We start from the raw sequence: 16,419 nt of genomic DNA, 5'->3' as shown, positions 1-16,419 counted from the left end.
TCATCAGGATTTTTGATTAATTAACAATCTTTTGGATGACAATTGCATTATTATTGCTATGATTTCAGGAAGATTGTTGCGAATTAATTATCAATAAATAATTGCGAATGATAATTTTTTATCGATTTAATATTATTGATTTTAAATTCCATATTCAAAAAAAGCCTTCATAGAAGCGATAGACCAAGTTTAGTTTAAACAAAGTAATAGATATTTAATACTAAAAAATCACAAAATATGGCTACTTCCAACACTCCTACCAAAAGTTTCAAACCGGACAATAGCGCCAATTCCATCTCATCGAGTCAGATTTTTGGAATTAACCGTCTTGTCAAACTTAATATTGTGATTGAAGGGAAAGTAATCTCACATTACAAACATTTCACTCTTTCACAAAACAGCTCTAAACATCACGAGTTTGAACTGATTCTGGCGCATGACACATTAGGAAATAAGGAAAACCATAATCTGGAAACCAGCCAGGAGTTTTTAGGGAAAAGAATTACAATTGTCCAAAAATACAAAGATATCCAAGATAGTCCGGAGAGGACTTTTGTGGGTGTGATTACCAGAGTTGGATTCAGTCAGGAAAAAGGCGGCCTTCCGAATATTGTTCTTGGCGGTTTCAGTCCAACAATTTTGCTGGATGCAGCGCCAACCATCCAGAGCTTTGGTGGAGAATCACCCGTGAATATGAGTATTATTGCCTCACAACTCATCAAAGAAGGTTTGGGAAGCAGCAAGTATGATGTGCGTGTGGATGCGAACGATTTTTCTGAGATTCCATTCAGTGTTCAGTACAACGAAACCCATTACAATTACCTCGCAAGAATGGCGGAAGCTTATGGCGAACAATTCTATTACGATGGTGAAGTATTACATTTTGGTAAACTGCCGCCACAAAATCCACCACTCAAATTAATCTATGGAAGTAATGTCAGCGACATCCGTGTAGAACTCAAAGCGGTTCATACCAAACCTGAATTCTACGGCTACAACAGCAGTCAGAACAGCAAACTGACTTCCGGAGAAACGCCGATTAAACATAAAAGTGATCTGGCAAAAAATGCTTACAGCCAGACCCAAAACGGGATTTTCACCACAAGATCTTTACAGGTTTCACCGATAAAAGCGGTTACCGATAAAGATGTAGTCAACTCCCAGGAAAGTGCTGCAGGGAGTAAAGCTGTAGAAGTTTTTACCGTTACAGGAAATATCTCGATTCCTTTCTTATATCCGGGCTGTGTTGCAGACTTGGAAATGAGAAAGCCAGACAGCAATCAAACCAGTTATTTTACTAGAATAATGGTTATTGAGACTTCGCACGATGTGGATACTTTAGGGAATTACAAAGGTACTTTCAAGGCCATTGCCAGCGATACGGGATTCCTTCCAAAACCGGATTTTACAGTTCCAACCGCGCAACCACAAATAGCTACTGTTGTCAGTAATACAGATCCACAGGGACAAGGGAGAGTCACAGTTAAATTTGACTGGCAATTGCACGACACTACTAACTTTATCAGAATGATGAGTCCAGATGCAGGAGGAACAGATCAAATTACTCAAAACAGAGGGTATGTTGCTATTCCTGAAGTTGGAGATCAGGTGATGGTCGGTTTTGTCCATGACCATCCCGACAGACCTTTCGTAATGGGTGGAATGTTCCATGGAGGAGTTGGACTTGGTGGTGGTGTTGATAACCGTGTCAAATCCATTATGACCAGAAGTGGACATAAAGTGATTTTCACAGAAGATGAAAGCATCATCATTACAGATAAATCAGGAAATGAAATCCATCTGGACACCACAGGAAGCAACATCAACATCACAGCTCCCGAAACAATGACACTGAATTGTAAGAATATGAACATCAATGTCACAGAAAATATGACCACTAGTGTGGGACAAAATGCTTCTGAAACTATCGGAATGAATAACACCCAAAGTATCGGAATGAACTCAACCCAAAGTATTGGCGCTATGAAACTGACATCAGTTGCCGGCGACGCCAGCATGTTCATCACAGGAAAATTAACCGAAATGATTGATGGCGATGTTCACAGCGAAACGAAAATGGAAAGAACGGAAGTGAGTGAGAAATCTATGAATATCCAATCCAACGAATCTATCCACAAACACGCACAAAAAGAAGTTCAGAACAACAGCGGAGAGAAATCTAAAGCCAATTAGAAATGAGCAGAACCAGATTTATCAAAGGAACATATACCAAAGTGTCTCAGAAGGGACACAGTATGTATTCTAATGAAAACATTGTTACGACAGCAACAAAAACGGTTACAGAAGAAGGTTCTGATCAAGGTATTAGTTATGGCGATCCTGAAAAACCAAAAGAAGGTAATATCCAATCGAAATGTTTGGTAGAGTTTAGGCCGCACGCTAATTGGAGCGGAGAATTTGGTTTTGATTGGGTAAGATTAGGAGATACAGGTGTAAGTGGGGATAAAAAGTGGTACAAATCTATCATTGGAAATTATAGGAACCCATCTACAAAATTATTAGAGCAAATTTATTTAAATGGTGTTTTCTTTAAAGATGGTAAAGAATATCAAAATCTTTTAAATAAATTCAGCAATATGACAATTCCATGGAAACCTAAAATAAACGGAAGCCCATACTTGTATCCGATTCCGTATATGACTATCTACAAAGGGGATTCACATAAGCTTACTTTAAAAATTGAAATTGAAGAATTACCAAAAAAACTAACCATAAAGCATCTAAAGAAACCACAGGATACAAAGGAGTATTTCAAATTTAATAAAGAAGAAATCTCAATCAAGAAGGGCAAATATACTCTGGATAATTATTTGGAAATTACATGCGTCAATTCTTTCAGTACAGATCAAATCATTGAAGTTTTAGCTGATAATATGGTTTGTGGAAAAATAAAGATTCTCGCGAATAATACAGCTCATCAAAAACAGGGAAAAATTTTATTTGTTTCTGTAAAATCATCTTCGGGACCAGGAAAAATTAAAAATGGAAGTACTGCTGGTGAAAAGGAAAGATTAATAAAATATTTGAGACAAGCCTATATCAATGCAGATATAAAAAGTATCAACCTGGATCTTACAAAAGACCGAAACTTCATCCCTAAATTACAAAGTGGTACAGGAATTCATCAATACCTTGATTCCAAGTTAAGAAGTGCCAAATTCCCAGATGGCAGTGTATTAGGAAATAAATATGATAGTTTTTATAGAGTCTATTTTATTGCAGAAGTCATCCAACTTCCGGATGGTCAGTATTTGCTGGGTGAGGCTGAGAATATCCCTTCCAAAACAGTCTACGTATTAGATTTAAAAAATATCGCCACAACGACAGGAAATCCATTTGAAGCTGTCAAGACAACTGCAACGCACGAACTGCTTCACGCTATCGGATTATTTCACACATTTGATAATCGTAGCCCGTTAACATTTAAAAAATTTAATACAGATAATATTATGGATTATTATATTTCAGATACTAATATAAAGGCAAAACAAACATATAAATGGCAATGGGATATTTTAAAAAGCAAAATTTAGCAATTAATCTATTTTTTTTAAGTATTCTTTTTCTAGTTAATTGCAATGATTTTAAAACAGAAAAAAGAAGTATCAATAAACAATATAACAAGCCCATGGATAATAAGATACAACTGCCTCGTTTCGATATTAATAAATATGAAGCCAATCTGAAAAAGAATCCAGATTATGAAGGTTATCAGAAAGATCAAGACACCTACGTGAAGCAATATCACAGTGTAAAAGAAGGTTATATTGAGGAAAACTATGAAAAAAGTATCGTAGAAAATTATGTAGAACAATATATCAGCAATAATAGATTTGAAACTTTTCAGACCTACAACAAAGATGGATTGTTGCAATCTGTAACCCACTATTTTGCAGACGATGTAGAGATTGGACAGTGGTATTACTATAAAGATGAAAAGTTGGTAAAGACTGAAGACAAGGACAAAAATTATCCATTCTCTCTAGATAAAGTTCTAGAATACGGTAAAAAAAACAATGTTGATTTCACAAAATCCGGGAAGCTTTCCAGATTTTATTCTAAAACTTATGGCAGTTATATTTACGAACTACAATGGAATACAGGGAAGAAATCTGCTGATATCGAAAAATCATTATTCAGGAAAGTAGTGTTGGATGGAAGTAATGGAAAAGAATTGAAATCGGAAGAATATTACATTAATCCTTTGGCTAGGTAAATCCTATCATTTCAAATGTGTAAATTTATTTTTTAGATATTTTTTTAGAAAGACTTAATAACAGAGGCTTTACAGACGAAATCTTCCGCACAATAGTCATTCCTAATTATAATATTATTTTTCCAAAACAATGTGTTTTTCATTATTAAAGAAAATGAAATATGAGCAGAACCAGAATTGTAAAAGGCACCTATACCAAAGTATCTGAAAAAGGGCACAGTATGTATTCTAACGAAAACATTGTTACGAATGCAACAAGAACTGTTACCGAAGAGGGTACTGAGAAAGGTTTATATTGGGGTTCACCAAAATCACCTCCAAAAACCAGCGATAAAATTTATGATGTTGTAATGTTCGTTGCGGGCACAACAGACCCAGTCAATATAACCGGTAAAAAACACGAAGCTAATACGGATTATTGGCAAGGCAAAGACGAAAAAAACAATGTAAGCAAAGCTAATTTTTGGGCAAAACTGAAAGAGCTAGGCCCTCAGTTTCAAAACTTATATATCGAAGGGCAGTTTTTTAGCTGGTCCGGAGATAATGATACTAAAGAAAGAAATCTCGCAGCAGAACGTTTATTAGACCTGCTTTCACGCGTTTACAAATTTAAAAAAAATCAGGAAGTCAGTCTGCATCTGATTGGGCATTCGCACGGCGGCAATGTCATTAATCAATTTACAGAATTGATTACCAACAAAGAGATGATTGCCAAATCTGAGTTTTTGAAGTCCAGAAAAATCACCGAATTTCCTGAGCATTGGAAAATAAAAAGTATCACCTATCTATCAACTCCTTTTTTTCAGAAGAAACATCAGCTCAATCACGGTAAACTACATCCAAACTGTAAAATCATCAATGTTCATAATGAGTACGATTTAACACAACAGCTTGTTGCCCATTTTAGTTTATTGAATCTCGAAGGATTATTACAAGCTTTTTCTAAAGATAAATTTGAGCGTGGCATCACAATGCTTAAAAATGTTAAGACAGATGTCATATTAACTTATCTGAAAAGTTTGATCTGGCAGGATTTTGCAAACAAAGGGAGAAAAGCATGGCAGGAAATGGCAAATGCTTCTTTGGCAATTAATATGATAACACAGGAAATAATCAATTATATTAATTCGATAAAAATTAATAATTCTAGTCTCCAGAAAGAAAAGGCTTCGTTCATCAATCTTTTGACAAACTTTTTACAGTGGACAGTTGATGTCCATAAAAATTACGCCAGTGGAAGTAAAAGTTATGCTAAAGCAACATTTGTTTCAAACCTAAATTTAACACAAGGATTAACAGTTTTAAATATTCTGTTTGCTATAAAAAGCGGCCCAAAAGACAGTTACCTACTGAGTTTATTGGCTAATGTTTTTGAAGAAAGCAGAGGAATTACAGATACTATAGATTCTACAGCCTGGACACCTGCAAAACAAACGAAAGGATTGTCTATACTGCAAGTTCCTATATTTGATAAAGACATTTACAACTCACGAAATAAAAAAAGTAAATTTAAAACCTTCTTAAAAGGTGCTCAGGATGCTGCAAATGCCAATAATTTGGAAGACTTATTGATGAGATTATTCAGTCAGTTTATAGATCCTGAGAATTTTTCAACAATAACAAAAGTGATAGATTGGGGAATAGAGCCTCTAGTCTTTGGTAAGTTAGATACCCAAGTCACTACATTAAGAAAAAACTTTGAAATATACTCTGAACTGGTTACCAAATACAATGCAGATCTGGTTGCAGAGCAGGATAAAGGCATAAAAGAATTAGACAAAAAACCTGGCTCACTCGTTTATTTAGCAAAAACATCTCACAGTTTGAGCCACACCCAATTTTGGAAAGAAGTAGAAAATGGATTGAAAGAAGCTTTTAGTTCTCCAAAAAGTGCACGTTACAAACCAACTTAATCATGAAAAGTGCATCTGATACATTACTTAAATTATTGATAATATTTGTTTTATCAAATTTATTTGTTACTGTATATTTTATATTTTTCTTCAGCAGTTCATCGGAATCTGTTAATCTGACAGTGATCTTCAAAATCATAAAACAATTTGGATTAATAATCAGTATTCCTACAGCTATATTGTTTTTCCTGATTGATATTTTGATTCAAAAAATAAAAACAAAATGGATTCTTTACATCACCAGATGTGTTGTTTTCTTTGTCTTAATGTACTCTGTCAGTTTATTTTTTTCTTTATATCTGATATCAGGTGCTTTACTTGATAATCCGTTTATGAAATAAGCATCTTCAAAATCAGCTCTATTCCATTTCTAAAATTTATAAAAAGATGAAAAAATCATTTCTCTATATTTTATTTTTACTTTTTGCCCATACAAACTTATTTTCCCAAAACATTAGGAATCAAGATAATTTCAGTGAAATAGTTGGCGAAGAAAAAGGCGATCTTAACAACGATAAAAAACCTGATTGGGTTGTTGTAACTACGACTAAAACCGGGGAAATCAAACCTTTTAGACTGCAGATATTTTTGTCACAGCCCAATAGCAAAAATCTTAAGTTACAAGTTTCCTCAACCCAGATTTTTGAAAATCAATATCCTGTTGAAACTTCAGGAAAACAAAAAAATTTTAGAATCCCGGATTTTTTTATTGAAGAAGGAAAATTAGTCATACTAACAGACGTCAACGAATTGAAAAGCCGATATATTTTCAGATTTAAAGACGGTAATTTTGAATTGACCCACATTTCGAGGGTTATTTCGGACGGAAGAGAAATAACTACGGAAACCGAAATTGACTTGCTGAAAGGAAACAAAGTTGTTTTTGATCAAGATTTTGGACCGACAAAAAAATATAAACTTAGAGAGAAATTTAAGCCTAAACCATTACCAAAAATTCAGAATTTAACATTCTCTGATTTGGCGAAATATTAAAAATTTTAATGGATTAATCTCAATTCACCTTGTTATCTTATAATTTCCAACGCTGCATTTTTATCTTTTTTGTGGAAAGACACCATTTCTGTAAAACCATATTCATCTTTATTCACGGATTCAAAAACAAATCCTGGCGGCTGATGTTTTGTTTGTAGAGATACAAGTCTGTTATCTCCGTAAAAAACCATTTGATACAAATCCCAATCTATAGATTCTAATTTTTCTGGTAATCCTAGAAATGTAGAATCTTTGTAATCGCTCATTTCCTCCTGAGTAAGATAAAAACTTTTGCTATGTTCCTCCATCCTGGAATTGTATAATTTCTCATACTCTAGCTCTTTTCTACCATTATAGATAGAAGTTATTTTGGTAAGATAGTTTTTTATTTCCTGCAACAATTGGTTTTTATTCAATTCTTTAAGATCCAAAGAATTGGACCATCCTATATTATGATAAGGAACTTCCGCCTCAAAAGTATTTTTATGGATGATGACAGGAAGCGGTGTGTTTCTAAAATCCTCACTCATAGGCAATGTATAAACCAATTCTCTTCCCGATGCTTCTTTATTGGCTTCCTTTACAAATACCTTTATCTCGTAATGCGCATATTTGGAAATACTGGTTTCTCCTTTTGGTGCTATAATCCTCACTTCCAAAGATTGCTTTCCGCTTTTGAGAATAGCATCATTAATGGGATAATCTACAGCCATTCCACCATTTTCATAATTACAAAAAATAGGCAAATCATTGACCAAAACTTCTATATAACAATTCGCAGTCTTTATCTCCAACTGGTAAAATGGTTCCGCCATAGTTTTCATAGTTATTATTTTTTTTGAAAATGTTTGTCGTTGTAAACAGCAAAATCAATATCACTTTTAACGATATCCTGATTAGAATTTTTTATAAATGCCTCGTTATAATAATTCAGCTTGACATAATTGGTATATTTCACAACACGCTTTCCATTGATCATCTCTTCTTCTTTGCTAGCCTGATTGGATCTTACCAACTGAGTAATGTGTTTATCCGATATCCATTGGTAGACAGAAAGATCACCTTCCATCTTGTTCTGAACCATTCTCGATTCTTTATTTTGCGACTGAAGATAGGTTATAAACTGATCTATCTTTTTAGCATCCCCCTCAAAGAAAACAGTCGCTCTATAAGCCAGTATTTTTTTATCTGCTGTTGTCAAAATACTTAAGCCCGTAAAGAAAAACTCATTATTATAATTCAACAATTTGTCTCCTAAAATCTCATTACGCTGATTTTCAAAATTATATTTGTATAACTTAACTACATCATTTTTAGCGAGTTGATCAGCATCTTTTTCTTCGTTATTCTGATTAACCAATGCCGTTTTAAAAATCTCTGTTTTGGAGGATAACACATCAATATTCTCTTTAAAAGTCATTTTACCGAGATCAAAGCTGCCACAATCTTTGCAGATATACATTGGATTTTTTGTTTGTAATTGGGCACAAGAAATAAGTATTAAGAGTAGAAAAGCAATTGTTAATTTATTTTTCATGGTATTTATTATATTTCTTTAAAACTTCAAAAAGGCTCAGATTATTTTTACTAAAAACTAATTTCACAAGAGAGAAACTATGGTTATCCGATACTTTTTTCCAGAAAAGACTTTTATCAAGGTCTGGAGGAATCACGGTTTTTGGAAGATTACTTTTGATTTCATTAAGGATGATCAAAAGATCTTCGTTGGACTGACTGATATTAATCGTTCTTTTGTTCTGATGGAATAACAAAAAAATCTGAAACAGTATTCTATGAATCAGGTTATTACCTGCATTTTCATATTTTACAGATTGGCTCAGAAAAATATCCATCTCGTGATCATACACCTCGTTCACATGTTTTATAATAATGTCATCAATATGTTGATAGGAGATAATCTCTCTGACCCTGATAATTTTTGATTCTATTATTAGATTTCCATTTTTGGAATATACAAGGATATCTTCTCCGCCTTTCATTATTCATTTTTTGTATAAACTTTCTCTGGACCATATATCTGTTCGGGACCTTTTATCAGGAACTTTTCTTTGAACTGTTCGTTCGGCGGTCCATTCTGTCTTCTGTTATGCGACATGGTCACAATTGTTATCGTCATCTCAGCACCTAACCATTTTACATCAGTTGTTTTATAGCTGCCTTTCCCTTTTTCGAAGCCATGCTCCTCTGTATATCTAATTCCTGTTGTAGCAGCGCCTTCAACTTTAAAAGTCTCCTGCTCAGCCTCGCTCATTGGTATTACATTTCCTTCCATCTTATCTACATTAGCCACAAAAACAACATCTTTCCTTTTAATACCTGCTTTTATAGAGAATGTTAAATCGACCACGATTTTTTGTTTTGTATTGGGTGCAAAACCGTCTATTTCATTGTAAGATAAACCAATATCATAATTAAGTGCAACACCTGTTTCTACAAGGATATACAAGTCCATTTTGGTCAGTTTTTTAACAAACTTGGCTCCCCAGGTAATAATTGCGCCTACTAATCCACCAAACTTATCTGCGTTAGCCACGAGATCAACACCAATTTTTAAACCAATTAAAGGTTTAAAACCAGCCGCTCCAAAAAAGTTAACAACAGCCTGTCCATTTTTTTTGGCATAATCATATTTCCATCTCAGTAAAAAAACAACGGATGGAGGATCTATATCAAATGTAATTTTCTTGATTGCAGAGGTAGAAATAGCAGCGGAAGTTACACTATCATCATCTCCTTTGAAGATAGCCACAAAGCCGGCAATCTTATTATAAGTATCAATTATCTTCTCAATATTTCTGACGAAATCAAGAGAAATCTGCTCATAAAAAGCACCACCATTGATGGTATATTTGATATTAAGAGAATAGCCAACACCTCCTTTTTCTATCAGTTTACCTGCTTGCTCGGCTTTGATTCCCCGAAATTGATATTCTCCCAATCCTTGACTTAGTCTAGTAAAAGTGGTATTTTCGGCTTTGATCCTAAAACCCGCCATTGTCGTAATAATAAATGCCAATTCCCACTCTATATCCGGAAGAATGGTAATATTAGGATAAACCTGATGCCTGCAAGTCATGGCATTGATTTTCAAATGGGAATATCTTTGGGCATTTTTGAAATCATTGGGCAACCAGAAGTACTTCATCATGTTCATTCTATCATAATCAAAGAAAGCTGTTCCTTCTATGACTTTTGGCTGATTACTGGTGATAGAAATGTTTTTTGGCAACTTAGATCTATCATAAGTAAAAATATTTTTATCGTGATCATTGCCAGCGCCGTCAAAACGGCACTCTGTAGCATCGGCATTATCATCCGTTTTGAAACTAAATTTTTTGGGATCGCTGCCTACAATAATACCAATTTCCAGGTTTTCATTTTGGCTGACACCCTGCTCTTCTTTGTAGATATTTTTGGTTTCGCCTTTCTCATTAATAAAATCGAGTGCCGTATACTGGCAAGGGTGGTAAGCCGCAATATTGGTTTCTATCTCACTTTGCAAAACAGGCATATTACTGACTTCTTTAGCAACATCGTACAAAACGCCATCCTTTGAAACTTCTAAGAATTCTCTAGAAAAATCCTCAAAATATTTTCCTGTTTTTAAAGACTTGACCGTAGGATAAATTTTGAGATTAGAACCAGCAAGTTTCATCCAGCCATAATCTACCTTTACTTCTATTGTTACTTTCTGTAAATAATGCTCCTTCTCTATTTTCTGATCAGCATTTTCCTGCTCAGATTTTACCAATGTATCTGCAACACCTGGTTTTCCAATTTCTTTGGGATGAACTTTATGAATATTGACTTCTCTCTGAAATCCGGATGCTTTTGCAACATCTAGTTGATCATCACTAAAAATATCTTCATCAAAAAGATTGATTTCCAGCTCTTGTCCATAAAGCGCTTCTGTGTAAATATGTAGCAAAACTTCTGAATTGAAAGCTACCTTTTTACCTTTAAGAAGATTATAATCAAAATCAGTCCATTCGACTCTCACAATTCGGGGAGTACCTGTGGCCTGTACAAAAATCCCAAAAGGCTTGGCTCCTTTCGCACCAACCTCCGGCTGAAAAGCCTCTAAGTAAGCCATTCCACCACCTTCCAGAATTTTAGGAAATTTTAGATTGTATTCTCCTTTGCCATGAATTCCTTTTGAGAAAGATTCGTTATGGGAAAGTTCTGAAGGGTTTAGCTTTTTTGGTGCCACACACCATATCCAGTTTACATTAACAAATTTTGCTTTCAGTTTTTCTTCTTCTGCTTTATCAGATGCATTTCTTTGAGCTTCATTTGCTTTCCAGTTTTCTTCGAGTTTTTCTCGTGTCCAGCCAGCTTGTGCTCTCTCTTTCCATTTAGCTTCTGCAGAACGGAGATTATCATCAAACTTCTTTTGTTTTTTCAAAAACTCTTCTTCATATTCTCTCACTTTAACGACAAAATTACCTGCTTGAGGTAAAGTAAGGGAACCAAAAGAAGCATCAAATTTATTCTGATCAGATTTATCTGTTAGTAACTGAATATGCAAGCCATCACTCATCCTACAAATTTTTGATGTTTAACAAACCTAATTCTTCTGTTTCGAGATCCATCATTGGGAATAGTTCTGCAATGACTTCTTTATCCGTATTCTTCACATTCTGCTGAGAAACTTCTGCTGTTTGTCCGTGGTTGATAATTGAGATACAATCCGTACTTCCGATAGGACAAGTTGCTTTACTACTTTCCAGCAAGGCATTACCATTATTCTCTTCGAGTGTAATTTTATCATAAAAATCACTCCATTGTGTTACAGTAACTTGGCAAGGATTATTGTTGAGTTTGGAGCAGTTTCCAAACATATTTTTTTCGAATGTTTTGTTGATATCTTTGTTAGTAGCCATGAGTTTTTGACTACCTCCTTTATCATTGATGTAGCGTTTACTCTGAGTTAAGACTTTTAATTTATCAGGAGCCGTCCCGAAATTGCAACGACAAAGTGCGCCTTGGCAAACCAGATGTTTCTCACTCATAATATTGTCTTTTGGTACTTATTCTAATTAATTCAAAATGTTAAATTTCAAATATCTGGACTTCAGTCTTTAGTTCTTTTCCTTTGTCAAAAGTGGAAACGGAACCTGTTATAGAAAATAAATCGTGTGTATCTTTATGGAATTTATACAACCAATTGACACTTCCTTTTTGTTCTTTCTGAACCCATTCATTGTCCGCTTCATTGCCTACAATCCGTAAAGCGATCTTATTTCCTCGAGTATATTTCTTATCTAAAGTATACTTTATATTAAATACTATATCACTCTGTATATGAGCAAAATAAAAATAAACACTTCCATCTTTACTATAATTGAAATACGATTGATAAACTGGAAGAAAAAAAAGTTTATAAAAAATGCTTTGAGAAAAATAAGTCTGTCTTGACTTCAAATTTCTAAAGGTTAAATCCATCTTTTTTAGAATGTCTTCTGCAGTTTCTCCCACATAATATTCTTTCAGTTTTGGGAAGTAGTCTTTCTCCCAACGTTCTTTAATTTCATTTTCGTTTTCAATTTTTGAAAAGCCTCCTTTTTTATCAACTGTAATTTTCAAAGGATAAATCGCTTGTTCTGCTTTTTCAAATAGTTTTTCTATAATATTATCAACTTCAGCATTATTGATGTAATTCTTTCCTTTATTAATTTCAACCAAATGTCCATCTCGTTTAACATCAACCTCGAAATGAATTTGAGTATTACTATGAAGATATTTTATAACAACACCATATTTTTTTTGACTTATTCCAACTGGATATTGCAAATCACTAGTCTTTACAAATTCCGAATTCCTATTCTCATAATTCCTTTTTGGCAAATACAGAAAAGGAACATATTTTGGCAAGTGCAGAGGTAAAATCTCTCCTATCTCGCAATACTGATTATGAAATTTGATAATCTCTCCTTTGGAAATTTGGTATTCTTTTGATAAAGCTTCCAAATCTAATAATCCATTGATTTTTAATTTAATAAAACTATCTTCTGAAACCATTCCTTAACACAATCTCTTGTGGTTATTAAAATTAAAAAACATATTTTGATTGATAATCGATCGTTCTCATTATTTTGAAAAGTGTAGTAATTCTACGACTCAGGATTTCTATCTTTATTAAAAATCCCAAAGATTTTGTCCTTGGGATAGGTGCTTTAAATTGAATTTTCGACCTAAAAATCGATTAATTGATTACGCTCCAGCCTTTTCTCGGATCTTCGTTAGATTTCACTTCCTGTTCATTGACAATGATATTTTCTTTTCTCTGACCGATGTAATCCAGCTCACTCAGTTTTCCAAAAATCGATTCCAGACTTTTCAACATCTGATTGATATTGTAAAAATATTCGCCGGTATTATGATGATCGTAGTTGATTTCTGCTGAAACCGTTAGTTGATTCAGTAAAGAATGTGGTGTGATTTCGCTCCATTCCAAGCTATAATTCAGCATTTCTTCTAACTCAGATTGTACAATCATCTGCGTATCATTATAAAGCTGAAGCGCCAATTTTGAGAAAATATTAATCAAGAAAATTGGAGGCTGTTCTGTCACGATATTTTTGAATTGAAAATAATTCTCTCCGATATTTGAAATAATCGTTTTACAAAGCATTTTTATATTCTCAGCCAACGTCACATTCTGGTTTTTATGTGCCGTTTTCTGGATAATTTTAAACGCGTACTGACGAAGATTACTCAAAGAATTAGAATAGCTGTTGTAATATTCTACCAACTTCGGATGGCTTTCTATCGAGCTGCAAGGCGGAATAAAATGGGCATCAATCTGTGCCATTCCAGACTTCATCGCTACTTTACCTAAAACCAGATAATTTCCTCCGGAATAACTGCTGTTAAGAACCGAAACATCTATCAGTTCTATCCTGTAATTAGGTTTTGTGAAAGGATGTCTTGGTGGAATTTCTTCTGCATCAATATCGCCAAAAGAGACGTGATCAAAAGGATTTACAGAAGCCAGAATATAATATTCACCATCCACATCTTCCTGCTCCTGCGACATATTTTTTGCCAGATTTCTGATATTGACTTTATAATCAAATAACTCAATTCTATAACCTGCGAGCGTTACAGCCGTACATTTTTTGATAATCAACTGCGCATCATTGGTTGCTGTGCTTTGAAGTTCGTAGATGGTTTTGTCTCCAAATTTTTCAGAAATCGGAAGCAATCCAAAATTGTAGGAATTGACCTGGAGTGAATTAGAATCCCTGATAGAATCGATGATAAAATCTTCCTGCTGTACAAGATGATCTTTAGAAATCTTCATTCCATCTACCCAGTTTACGGCATAATGTTTAATTGGCTGTATCATAATGTTGTCGTTATTTGGTTTGCAATATTACCTTCTTCCTGATGTCTGATGACTCTTTTACAGATGATTGTTTGGTTTTCGGTAATCTTATTAGTTAAAATATCTTGTTCAAAATCGATATACTTTCTGAGGCTAAAAAATGACTTTTTGATGTAAAAAATCCAGTAGAAAGGCTCATCATTTCCATCCATCAATTTGATAGTCGTTGTTGGATTTTTGTAATTATAATCATCAACTACACGATAAAACCAATCTCCAAAAGTGATTCCCGTGGGAAGCGTTTTTGCCTTTACAATGAATCTCTGTTGATCTTCTGAGTTTTTGCTTAATTCTACATTCAGAACCATTAATTTATCAAAATCAACACCTTGAAAGTTGTGAGGTTTCTGATCCGGATCAAATCTCCACGTTTTGTAAATATCAAAAGGAATGCTGACAAACTGGACATAACAATAATAGAAAACCAGCGGTACAATGAAAATCAAAAGACTTGTTGCAGCCATATATTCATTACCGAGATCTTTGCTCATCCATTTGAAAATCAATGTAAAAAGATAACCACCAAACAGAATACAGGTAATACTTAGAATGCTTTCAAAAAGAATACTTTTCCAAAGTTTATCAATATGTCTTCTGAAATAATGATGTAATAAGTTAACGTGAAAAATTCCCAATCCCAAATAAATCACTTGTGAAAAAAGATACCAATAAGGATTAAAAAGATTCCCGGAAAATCCCAAAAAACCAGGTAAAGAGAGACATAATCCCGCAATCAAAACATATAAAATAATGTGTTTGACCTTGATGGCAGGTTGACTTTTGCGAATCATTGCAAGAATAAAAACCATAATTCCCGCAATCAATGGCATCAGAAGATATCTTAAAAAAATCTCTTTAACAGATCCTACTTCCATATTAGTTTTTTGTTTTTTATAATTTTAAATTTATTAAATATACGTTGAAAATCCTAATCGATTGGTGTTTTCTGTTGCATTTATAATAAATGAATCATCTCTTTTTTCAGTAACAAATTTTTCTTCAATTTTCACATTAATCGGAACAAAATAATCATAGATATTTTGCAACAATTCCCGAAAAGGCGTTCCGGGAACATACTTATGAATCTGATCATAGGGAATAGAACCAACGGTGATCTGCCAGTTTCTTTCCCCATCCATATGTTTTCCGTTCGGAATCAACGTAATTCCTAATTTCGCATTTCCTAAAGATGAAATTCCTAATTCATCTTCGTTATTATTGATAACATTTGGAACAAAATCAATCGCCACTTTCACATTCAAAAAAGCGGTCAGAAATCTTTCAATCCAGCGCTTATTTCCTCTAACCTCGTGTAAAAACGGAAGGATGTAAAAGAAAACTTTAGCAGTTTCCAAATCTACTTTCTTCAAAAGTGGCCACAGCTCTGTAAACGTCTGGATCAACGTATCCGATTTATCCGCAATATCAAATTCGGTTTCCTTCAGAAGCGCAGAAACTTCTGTGTAGAAAAATTCCTGCTCAAAAGGCTGGAAAAAGTTTCTTGCGTTGTCCTCTACTTCTTTCTGTCTTCTTATTTCCTTTACAACGCTTTCAACACCTCTGTTAGAAGCACCTCCCAAAGATGGTGGATGAAACAAACCTTCCGGAAGATAATCGTAGATACTCTCACGGTAAGTTTCCATAATGATTGTCTCATTATCCAGACCATAATAAGTGGAATAGATATTCTTGATATCCTTGAGGTAAGGACGGTCATTGATCCCAATTCTCCTGATGAAAATACTTGAACTGTTGTTGTAATACTTCAGCAAGTTGGCAGCGACTGATTCTATTTTAAAATCGGTACCGAGCTTATTGTATTTCAGTTCAGAAATATGTTGAGTTTCGTTCATCATTAGTTAGTT

The 16,419-nt window shown here is 34.0% G+C and carries 14 protein-coding genes; 5 read left to right on the top strand and 9 right to left on the bottom strand.

Annotated features, from left to right (window positions below):
• Window positions 1-237 precede the first annotated feature (237 nt).
• The 5 genes from BUR19_RS05365 (at window position 238) to BUR19_RS05340 (ending at window position 7,143) form a co-directional block, all read left to right on the top strand.
• Entirely contained in the window at window positions 238-2,193 is a 1,956-nt protein-coding gene (locus BUR19_RS05365) for a type VI secretion system Vgr family protein (protein WP_074233856.1), read from the top strand.
• Window positions 2,194-2,195: 2 nt separating this feature from the next.
• A complete protein-coding gene (locus BUR19_RS05360; RefSeq protein WP_074233855.1) occupies window positions 2,196-3,554 on the top strand; it encodes a hypothetical protein in 1,359 nt (452 codons plus the stop codon).
• A gap of 95 nt (window positions 3,555-3,649) precedes the next feature.
• The gene (locus BUR19_RS05355; RefSeq protein ID WP_139297267.1) at window positions 3,650-4,237 is read left to right on the top strand and encodes a hypothetical protein; all 588 of its coding nucleotides are present in this window, start codon (window positions 3,650-3,652) and stop codon (window positions 4,235-4,237) included.
• Between the two features lie 161 nt (window positions 4,238-4,398).
• Window positions 4,399-6,150 carry a lipase family protein gene (locus BUR19_RS05350; RefSeq protein WP_074233853.1) on the top strand — a complete coding sequence of 584 codons (1,752 nt, stop codon included), beginning with the start codon at window positions 4,399-4,401 and terminating at the stop codon, window positions 6,148-6,150.
• 387 nt (window positions 6,151-6,537) lie between these two features.
• Complete coding sequence (locus BUR19_RS05340) at window positions 6,538-7,143, top strand: hypothetical protein (protein ID WP_074233851.1); 606 nt, start codon at window positions 6,538-6,540, stop codon at window positions 7,141-7,143.
• A gap of 32 nt (window positions 7,144-7,175) precedes the next feature.
• Here the strand turns inward: BUR19_RS05340 and BUR19_RS05335 are convergent, their stop codons facing one another.
• The 9 genes from BUR19_RS05335 to BUR19_RS05295 form a co-directional block, all read right to left on the bottom strand.
• Window positions 7,176-7,967, bottom strand: a complete 792-nt coding sequence (locus tag BUR19_RS05335; RefSeq protein WP_074233850.1) for a hypothetical protein — start codon at window positions 7,965-7,967, stop codon at window positions 7,176-7,178.
• Window positions 7,968-7,972: 5 nt separating this feature from the next.
• Complete coding sequence (locus BUR19_RS18910) at window positions 7,973-8,605, bottom strand: hypothetical protein (RefSeq protein WP_175565870.1); 633 nt, start codon at window positions 8,603-8,605, stop codon at window positions 7,973-7,975.
• Window positions 8,606-8,669: 64 nt separating this feature from the next.
• Window positions 8,670-9,143 (bottom strand): hypothetical protein, encoded by a 474-nt coding sequence (locus tag BUR19_RS05325; RefSeq protein ID WP_074233848.1) that lies wholly within the window; start codon window positions 9,141-9,143, stop codon window positions 8,670-8,672.
• Window positions 9,143-11,704 carry a hypothetical protein gene (locus BUR19_RS05320; protein WP_074233847.1) on the bottom strand — a complete coding sequence of 854 codons (2,562 nt, stop codon included), beginning with the start codon at window positions 11,702-11,704 and terminating at the stop codon, window positions 9,143-9,145. The genes BUR19_RS05325 and BUR19_RS05320 overlap by 1 nt, the downstream gene beginning before the upstream one ends.
• A gap of 1 nt (window position 11,705) precedes the next feature.
• Complete coding sequence (locus BUR19_RS05315) at window positions 11,706-12,176, bottom strand: DUF4280 domain-containing protein (RefSeq protein WP_074233846.1); 471 nt, start codon at window positions 12,174-12,176, stop codon at window positions 11,706-11,708.
• A 40-nt stretch (window positions 12,177-12,216) separates the two neighbouring features.
• On the bottom strand, window positions 12,217-13,185 hold the full coding sequence (locus BUR19_RS05310; protein ID WP_074233845.1) for a hypothetical protein: 969 nt from the start codon (window positions 13,183-13,185) through the stop codon (window positions 12,217-12,219).
• 184 nt (window positions 13,186-13,369) lie between these two features.
• A complete protein-coding gene (locus BUR19_RS05305) occupies window positions 13,370-14,515 on the bottom strand; it encodes a hypothetical protein (protein ID WP_074233844.1) in 1,146 nt (381 codons plus the stop codon).
• Window positions 14,512-15,429: a TssN family type VI secretion system protein gene (locus tag BUR19_RS05300; protein WP_074233843.1), complete on the bottom strand. Its 918-nt coding sequence runs from the start codon at window positions 15,427-15,429 to the stop codon at window positions 14,512-14,514. The genes BUR19_RS05305 and BUR19_RS05300 overlap by 4 nt, the downstream gene beginning before the upstream one ends.
• 33 nt (window positions 15,430-15,462) lie before the next feature.
• On the bottom strand, window positions 15,463-16,410 hold the full coding sequence (locus BUR19_RS05295) for a hypothetical protein (RefSeq protein ID WP_245799024.1): 948 nt from the start codon (window positions 16,408-16,410) through the stop codon (window positions 15,463-15,465).
• Window positions 16,411-16,419 lie beyond the last annotated feature (9 nt).

Source organism: Epilithonimonas zeae (assembly GCF_900141765.1).
Classification (GTDB): Bacteria; Bacteroidota; Bacteroidia; order Flavobacteriales; family Weeksellaceae; genus Epilithonimonas; species Epilithonimonas zeae.
This window is presented reverse-complemented; position numbering and strand designations above follow the sequence as displayed.